The sequence below is a fragment of the Stenotrophomonas sp. genome, from assembly GCF_032061965.1.
Classification (GTDB): Bacteria; Pseudomonadota; Gammaproteobacteria; order Xanthomonadales; family Xanthomonadaceae; genus Stenotrophomonas.
This window is the reverse complement of record NZ_DAMBEF010000006.1, coordinates 162,349-170,585: the sequence shown is the minus strand read 5'-3', so window position 1 is coordinate 170,585 and position 8,237 is coordinate 162,349. Positions and strand designations below refer to the sequence as shown.

5 protein-coding genes are annotated in these 8,237 nt (G+C 62.2%); 1 reads left to right on the top strand and 4 read right to left on the bottom strand.

Annotated elements, in window-relative coordinates; translation table 11 throughout:
* Positions 1-572: 572 nt before the first annotated feature.
* The gene (locus RT460_RS05205) at positions 573-1,004 is read right to left on the bottom strand and encodes an Lrp/AsnC family transcriptional regulator (protein WP_313317570.1); all 432 of its coding nucleotides are present in this window, start codon (positions 1,002-1,004) and stop codon (positions 573-575) included.
* Positions 1,005-1,122: 118 nt separating this feature from the next.
* Between RT460_RS05205 and RT460_RS05200 the strand changes: the two genes are divergently transcribed.
* Complete coding sequence (locus RT460_RS05200) at positions 1,123-2,619, top strand: aminotransferase class III-fold pyridoxal phosphate-dependent enzyme (RefSeq protein WP_313317569.1); 1,497 nt, start codon at positions 1,123-1,125, stop codon at positions 2,617-2,619.
* Between the two features lie 107 nt (positions 2,620-2,726).
* Here RT460_RS05200 and RT460_RS05195 read toward each other — a convergent pair whose 3' ends face one another.
* From RT460_RS05195 to RT460_RS05185, 3 genes are all read right to left on the bottom strand, one after another.
* Positions 2,727-4,160, bottom strand: coding sequence for an efflux transporter outer membrane subunit (locus tag RT460_RS05195; RefSeq protein WP_313317568.1), 1,434 nt, complete (start codon positions 4,158-4,160; stop codon positions 2,727-2,729).
* Positions 4,154-4,891, bottom strand: coding sequence for an SDR family oxidoreductase (locus RT460_RS05190; RefSeq protein WP_313317567.1), 738 nt, complete (start codon positions 4,889-4,891; stop codon positions 4,154-4,156). Before RT460_RS05190 ends, RT460_RS05195 begins: the two co-directional genes overlap by 7 nt.
* Positions 4,892-5,013: 122 nt before the next feature.
* Entirely contained in the window at positions 5,014-8,184 is a 3,171-nt protein-coding gene (locus RT460_RS05185; RefSeq protein WP_313317566.1) for a multidrug efflux RND transporter permease subunit, read from the bottom strand.
* Between the last annotated feature and the right edge of the window lie 53 nt (positions 8,185-8,237).

Below are 8,237 nucleotides of genomic sequence, written 5' to 3'. Positions count from 1 at the left end.
GGCTTGGACCTTGACTCGGACTCAGCCCTCCGCCCTGCTTCTCAGCCGTCATTCCGCGCAGGCGGGAATCGCTTTGGCTTTGGCTTTGGCTTTGGCTTTGGCTTTGGCTCTGGCTTGGACCTTGACTCGGACTCAGCCCTCCGCCCTGCTTCTCAGCCGTCATTCCCGCGCAGGCGGGAATCGCTCTGACTCTGACTCTGACTCTGACTCTGACTCTGCCTTTGACCTTGACCTTGACCTTGACCTTGACTCGGCTTCAGCCCTCCGCCCCGCTTCTCAGCCGTCATTCCCGCATAGGCGGGAATCGCTCTGACTCTGACTCTGCCTTTGACTTTGACCTTGACCTTGACCTTGACTCGGCCTCAGCCCTCCGCCCTGCCTCTCAGGCGTCATTCCCGCGCAGGCGGGAATGACGGCTGAAAATTCAAATACAAGACTGACGGCAGCACAGCAGCACACCAGCAGATCCAAAAAAGGCGCCAAGCCCAACGCCAGAGCGACTCCTGCCTGCTCGGGAAAACAGCTGAAAACTCAAAAACAGAAAATCAACCGCATCGCGAACCTGTCCTGCCTCAACGTTCGAACTTGGTCGAAAGAATGATCGCGCTGGTTGTCCGCTCCACCCCGTCCAACGCACCTATCGCATCCGTCACCAGATCCATCTCGCTGACCCCACCGACCACTACCATCGCAATCAGGTCGTGGTTGCCGCTGACCGAGTGCAACGAGCGCACCTCGGCGATGTCGCGCAGCGCCTTGACCACCGCCGGCATTTTCTTGGGCAACACCGTGATCAGCACATGTGCCCGCACCTGCCCCTGCTCGTAGTCCTCGTGTGTGCGCACCGTATAGCCCGCAATGATCCCCTGCTGCTCCAGGCGATCGATCCGGCTTTGCACCGTGGTACGCGACAAGCCCAGCCGCCGGGCGATCTGTGCGGTGGATGCCCGCGCATCCTCGCGCAGCACGGACAAAAGGCGCTCATCGGCAGCTGAAATCTTCACTTTGCAAATCCATTCCGGCGATTCGACGAAAATACCCCAAAAACTGCACAGATCACATCTGCCATATGACCAGAATCTCCAGATAATGGGTATATACAAGAAACTTCTGGAGATGAGCATGACCGTACTAGGCCCCCTCACCCCGCTTCGCGCGCACGCCGGCAGTCGCCTGACCCAAGGTCTGGATGACGCCAGCGTCGAGCGCCTTGCCGCTGCTCATCCGGACCTGGTTGCCGCCATCGCCGCTGCCGCCAGCGAATATGAGCGGATCAAGCCAGAGGCCTCGGACCTGCTGGATCTGGACGAGAAGGACCAGATCGATGCCATGCAGGCCGGCTTCGTCAATTTCTATGCCGATGACGCGGTAGTCCCCTACATCGCCTTGGCCGCCTGCGGTCCCTGGGTGGTGTCGCTGAAGGGCGCCGTGCTTTACGACGCGGGTGGCTACGGCATGCTTGGCTTCGGTCACACCCCGGCCGACGTGATGGCGGCCGCGGCCAAGCCGCAGGTGATGGCCAACATCATGACCCCGAGCCTGGCCCAGCGCCGCTTCGTGCAGGCCATGCGCAAGGAAATCGGCCACAGCCGCGGCGGCTGCCCGTTCTCGCATTTCATGTGTTTGAACTCCGGCTCCGAAGCCGTGGGTCTGGCCGCCCGTATCGTCGACATCAACGCCAAGCTGCAGACCGACCCGGGCGCCCCGCATGCGGGTGCCGCCATCAAACGCGTCGTGATCAAAGGCAGCTTCCACGGCCGCACCGACCGACCGGCGCTGTACTCCGATTCCAGCCGCAAGTCGTATGACCAGCACCTGGCCAGTTACCGTGGCGAGAATAGCGTCATCACCATCCCGCCCTATGACGAAGCTGCGCTACGCAAGGTGTTTGCCGATGCCAAGGCCAACAACTGGTTCATCGAGGCGATTTTCCTTGAGCCGGTGATGGGCGAAGGCGATCCCGGCCGCGCGGTGCCGGCATCCTTCTACAAGGTCGCCCGCGAGCTCACCCGCGAACATGGCAGCCTGTTGCTGATCGACTCCATCCAGGCCGCGTTGCGCGTGCACGGCACCCTGTCTTTCGTCGACTACCCCGGCTACGAGACGCTGGACCCGCCGGACATGGAAACCTATTCCAAGGCATTGAACGGCGCGCAGTTCCCGCTGTCGGTACTGGCCGTGACCGAACATGCGGCCAAGCTCTACCGCAAGGGCGTGTATGGCAACACCATGACCACCAATCCGCGCGCCCTGGACGTGGCCTGCGCCACCCTCGCCCGCCTGTCACCCGACGTCCGCCAGAACATCCGGCTGCGTGGCGAACAGGCCGTGCAGAAACTTGAGGCACTGAAGAACAAGCTCGGTGGCCTGATCACCAAGGTGCAAGGAACCGGGCTGCTGTTCTCGTGCGAACTGGCGCCGCAGTTCAAGTGCTACGGTGCGAACTCGACCGAAGAATGGCTGCGCATGCACGGTGTCAACGTGATCCACGGCGGAGAAAATTCGCTGCGCTTCACCCCGCATTTCGGCATGGACGAGGAAGAGCTGGACCTGCTGGTCAACATGGTCGGCCGTGCCTTGGCTGAAGGCCCGCGTCGCGAGCAGGCTGACGCAGCCTGAGTTACGTGGAGACCTGAAGAAAGGGCGGCCATTGGCCGCCCTTTCTTTTCATGCATTGGCTTGCGATCACACGCCCTGGCCACCGACACCGAGAGCCGATGCGCACATCACCCCGGGCCCTGGCGACGCATGGCGACAGGCGATGCCGGCTGCTGTAACTGATCGCCACCCAATGCCTTGTACACCGACACCACCCCCACGTTGACGGCTGCCTGCGCCTGCACCAATGCGTCGTCCGCTACCAGTTGGTTGCGCTGAGCATCAAGCAAGGCCAGGAAATCCTCCGAGCCCTCCCGGTACTGGATCTGCGCCAGTTCCGCTGCACGATGCGCCGCACTTGCCTGCTCGACAACGATGGCCAGGCGTGCCTGTTCCTTGGCATAGCGGGTCAAAGCGTTCTCGGTATCTTCCAACGCAAGCAACACGGCCTTCTCATATTCGGCGGCGGCCCCATCGGCCTGCGCCTTGCTGGCGCGCAGGCGGGCCCGGACCGTGCCGAAATCGAACGCAGCCCAGCTTATCGACGGGGTCAGCGACCACGCTTTGTTGTTGCCGTTGACCAGGCCATTTGCGTCACCACCGAGAAAGCCAACGAAGCCGCTGAGGCTGATGCGCGGGAACAGATCCGCTGTTGCCACACCTACCCGCGCCGTTGCTGCGGCAAGTCGGCGCTCTGCCATGCGCACATCGGCACGCCTGCGCAGCAGGTCGCTGGTGTCGCCCAGCGGCAAGGCCTTCGCAAACGCGGGCACTTCACGTGGTTGCAACAACGCGTCCAAACTGCCGGGACGCTGCCCCAACAGCACCGCCAAGCGATGCCTCGACTGCACCTCGGCCACCTCAAGCAGTGGAATATCCGCTTCGATAGCCTTCAAACGCGCTCGGCTGCTCTGCACGTCCAGTTCGCTGCCGGCCCCCAGCTCCAGGCGGGTCTCGGTCAAGCGCTGGGTATCGCGCAGGTTGAGCAATGTCTGCCGCGCCACCGCGATGCGCTTCTGCGAGCCACGCAACTCGAAGTAATTGCGCGCAACTTCGGCCGCCACCATTACCTGCGCATCGGCCAGGCTGTCACGCTCGGCACCCAGGTCTGCCCTGGCTGCCTCCGCCGCGCGCCGCTGCCTGCCAAACAGGTCCAGCTCCCAACCGGCATCAAACCCCAACTGGTATGTCTCGCTATAGAGGCGCTCGCCGCCGGCAGTCGCCTCTGGCTGCTTGCGTCGATCCTGGCTGCCGCCGGCGGTAACGTGTGGCAACTGATCCAGGCGTTTCTCGGTGAACACCGCTCGGGCTGCACGCACACGCGACATGGCGACCTGCAGATCCAGGTTGCCACCCAGCGCATCGTGCACCAGTTGCTCCAGCACAGGATCATCGAACTGCGTCCACCAGTTGGCAACCGGCGAAGCCTCAGAGAAGGCATCCGTTGCAGCGCCCTGCAACTGCACCGGCGCAACCGCCGGCGCCTTGTAGTTCGGGCCAACGGTGATGCAACCGGTCAGCAACGTCGTTGCGACAGCGATCGGGAGCAGGCGCATCACCATGGCAGCGACTCCCCGAGGTGATTGAAGCTTCCATTGGGTCCGTCCTCACCAATAAGTGCCATCGCAACGGAGGACCGTGCCCCTTCGGCGACGTCGAGCTCGCCCCTGCCCTTGTTCATGTCTGTCCTGACGGAACCCGGATGCACGGCATTAACTTTTATTGGGCTGTTGCGGAGTTCGTGCGCCAACTGCACTGTCCACGAATTGAGCGCCGCCTTGGACGCACTGTACGCAGGAACAAGTACACCGTGAATCATCGATCCGGGTCGCGTGTGCAAGCTTAGCGAGGCCAGGATGCTGGATAGATTGACGATGCGTGCTGCTGGGGCATTGCGGAGCAATGGCAGGAAGGCAAGGGTGACTTCCACCACCGCCAGCAGATTGGTATTGAACGTATCTCGCCATACCTGCATCGACTGCCCGGTCGCGCCTTGCCGCTGATTGTCCAGAAATATTCCGGCGTTGTTGATCAGGATATCCAGCCGACCAAACCGGTCACTCACCTGCTCCACGGCAATGGCGATGCTATCGGCATCATTTACGTCCAACTGGATCGGCTCGACCGGCAGGCCTTCTGACTGCAACGCTTCTGCCTGGGTCGTCGCGGTGGCGATATCGCGCCCGGCAAGCAATGTGCGAATACCTGCCGCTGCGAGCTGGCGTACCGTTTCCAGACCGATGCCGCGGGTCGCACCCGTTACAAGTGCAATCCTGCTGTTGTCGGAGTTCATTTCAAATTCCTTTCTTTGGAGGTCGAAGCAGAGGATTCACCTGCCACCGCTGCTTCCGCAGCACGGTGGCTTCTGGTGGAGTGCGGAGCAATGCAGCCCCGCCCCACCGTGATTACCCGTACTCAGTGATGGACAGTCGGCTCGCCGTGCTGCACCAGCTTGCCGCCGCCATTGCGGGACACGAACTTGCGCAGCGCCACGTAGAACACCGGGGTCAGGAACAGCCCGAACAGCGTCACCCCCAGCATGCCGGCGAACACCGTGATGCCCGTGACCGAGCGCACCTCGGCACCTGCGCCATGCGACATCACCAGCGGGACCGTGCCGGCGATAAACGCGATCGAGGTCATCACGATCGGCCGCAAACGCAGGCGACAGGCCTCCAGCGCGGCCTCAACGATGCCCTTGCCGCCCATTTCCAACTCGCGGGCGAACTCGACGATGAGGATCGCGTTCTTGCACGCCAGACCCATCAGTACCACCAGGCCTACCTGCACGAACACATTGTTGTCACCACCGGTCAACCACACGCCGAACAAGGCAGACAACAAGGTCATCGGCACGATCAGGATCACCGCCAAAGGCAGCGACCAGCTTTCATACAGTGCAGCCAGCACCAGGAAAGCGAGCAGGATCGCCACCGGAAACACGATGAAGGCGGCCTTCCCCTGGGTTGCCTGCTGATAGCTCAAGTCCGTCCACTCGGTAACCATCCCCGCCGGCAGCACCTGGCCCGCGATCTCGGTCAACTTGGTCATCGCCTGCGCCGAGGACAGCATGCGCGGGTCAGCCTCGCCGGCCAGGTCAGCCGCCGGGTAGCCGTTGAAGCGCAGCACCGGGTCAGGGCCGTAGGTTTCCTTGATGGTCACCATCGAACCGATCGGCACCATTTCGCCCCGATCATTGCGGGTACGCAGCTTGCCGATATCCTCCACACTGTCGCGGAACTGACCATCGGCCTGGGCGATCACCTGCCAGGTACGGCCAAACTGGTTGAAGTCGTTGATATAGGCCGAGCCCAGGTACGTCTGCAGAGTGTCGAACAACTCGGTCAGCTGCACTCCCTGTGCCTTGGCCTTGACGCGATCCACTTCTGCGTCCAGCTGCGGCACATTGGCCTGGTAGCTGGTGATCGGATAGGCCATGCCCGGCGTCTGCACCACTGCCCCCTGCATGGCCTGCACGGCACTCTGCAACGCACCGTAGCCAAGGTTGCCGCGATCCTCGATGAACATCTGGTAGCCGTTGCCGTTACCCAAGCCCAGGATCGGCGGCGGCATCATCGCGAACGCGAAGCCTTCCTGCAGGCCGGCGATCTTCTGATTGATCTCGGCATTGATCTGCGCAGCGGTGCGCCCATGGCGCTCGTTGAAAGGCTTGAGCGGAATGAACGCCACACCCGTGTTCGGCGTATTGGTGAACTGCAGTGCATTCAGACCCGGGAAGGAAATGGTGTGTGCCACCCCTTCGGTTTCCTGCGCGATCTTGGCCACCTTGCGCAGCATTTCATCGGTCCGCGCGATCGAGGAACCTTCCGGCAGCTTGACGCCTGCGATCAGGTACAGCTTGTCCTGGGTCGGGATGAATCCCGGCGGCACCAGCTTGAAGATGAAGCCCGTACCAACCAGCAGCACCGCATACACCACGAACACCGCGCCGCGGCGACCAAGAATGCTCGCCACCCCACGCTCGTACTTTTCCGAGCTTGTCTTGAAGAACCGGTTGAACGGACGGAACACCCAGCCGAACAGCTTGTCGATCAAGCGGCTGGGACCATCCTTGGGTGCACCGTGCGGCTTCAGCAAACGCGCCGCCAGGGCCGGCGACAGGGTCAGGGAGTTGATCGCCGAGATCACCGTGGAAATGGCGATGGTCACCGCGAACTGCTTGTAGAACTGCCCGGTGACACCCGACAGGAATGCCATCGGCACGAACACGGCACACAGCACCAGCGCGATGGCGACGATGGGACCCGACACTTCCTTCATGGCCTGATGCGCTGCGGCCGTGGGCGACAAACCCTCCTCGATATTGCGTTCGACGTTTTCCACCACGACGATGGCGTCGTCGACCACGATGCCGATGGCCAACACCAGACCGAACAGGCTCAGGGTATTTATCGAGAAGCCAAGCAAGTACAAGGCAGCAAAGGTACCGACAACCGACACCGGCACCGCGATCAGCGGAATGATCGATGCGCGCCAGGTCTGCAGGAACAGGATGACCACCAGGACCACCAGCGCGATCGCCTCCAGCAGCGTGGAAACAACCGCCTTCACCGAGTCACGCACGAAGATGGTAGTGTCGTATACCGCCGCATACTTCACATCCGAGGGAAACTGCTTCTGCAGTTCGTCCATGGTGCCGATGACGGCATCGCGGATGTCCAGAGCGTTTGCGCCCGGCGACTGGAAGATGCCGATGCCAACTGCGTTCTTGCCATCCAGCTGCGAACGCAAGGTGTAGTCACCGGCACCCAATTCAACGCGGGCCACATCCGACAGGCGTACCACTTCGCCATCACCACCACTCTTCAACACGATGTCAGCGAACTCCTGTTCACTGCGCAAACGTCCCTGCGCGTTGATCAAGGTCAGGAACTGGCTATTGGGCATCGGCTCGGCACCGAGCTGGCCAGCCGATACCTGCACGTTCTGCTCGCGAATGGCGCGCACCACATCGCTGGCAGTCAGCCCGCGCGCGGCGACCTGGTCCGGATCCAGCCACGCACGCATGGCGTAGTCGCCACCACCGAAGACCTGTGCATCACCCACGCCCTGAATCCGAGCCAGCGCATCCTTCACGTGCAAGCGCGCGTAGTTGCGCAGATACAAGGTGTCGTAGCTGCCCTTGGGCGAGGTCAGGTGCACGACCATCAGGAAGGTCGGCGACTGCTTCTGGGTAGTGACGCCCTGTCGCTTTACGTCCTCAGGCAGGCGTGCAAGCGCCTGCGCCACCCGGTTCTGTACCTTGACCGCCGCATCGTCCGGGTCCGTGCCTGGACGAAAGGTGATCGTCATCTGCAGCACGCCATCCGAACCGGCCACCGACTTGAGGTACATCATGCCCTCTACGCCGTTGATGGCCTCTTCCAACGGCGTGGCTACGGTCTCAGCGATCACCTTCGGGTTGGCGCCCGGATACACGGTGCGCACGACCACCGATGGCGGTACGACGTCCGGGTACTCGCCGATGGGAAGCGATGGAATCGCCACCAGGCCTGCGGCGAAGATCATGATCGACAACACCGCCGCGAAGATCGGCCTGTCGATGAAAAAGCGTGAAAAGTCCATGGGAATTCCTTGGGGAATGCTGGCGCCGGGTTGCAACCGTCCTGTCCGCCCCC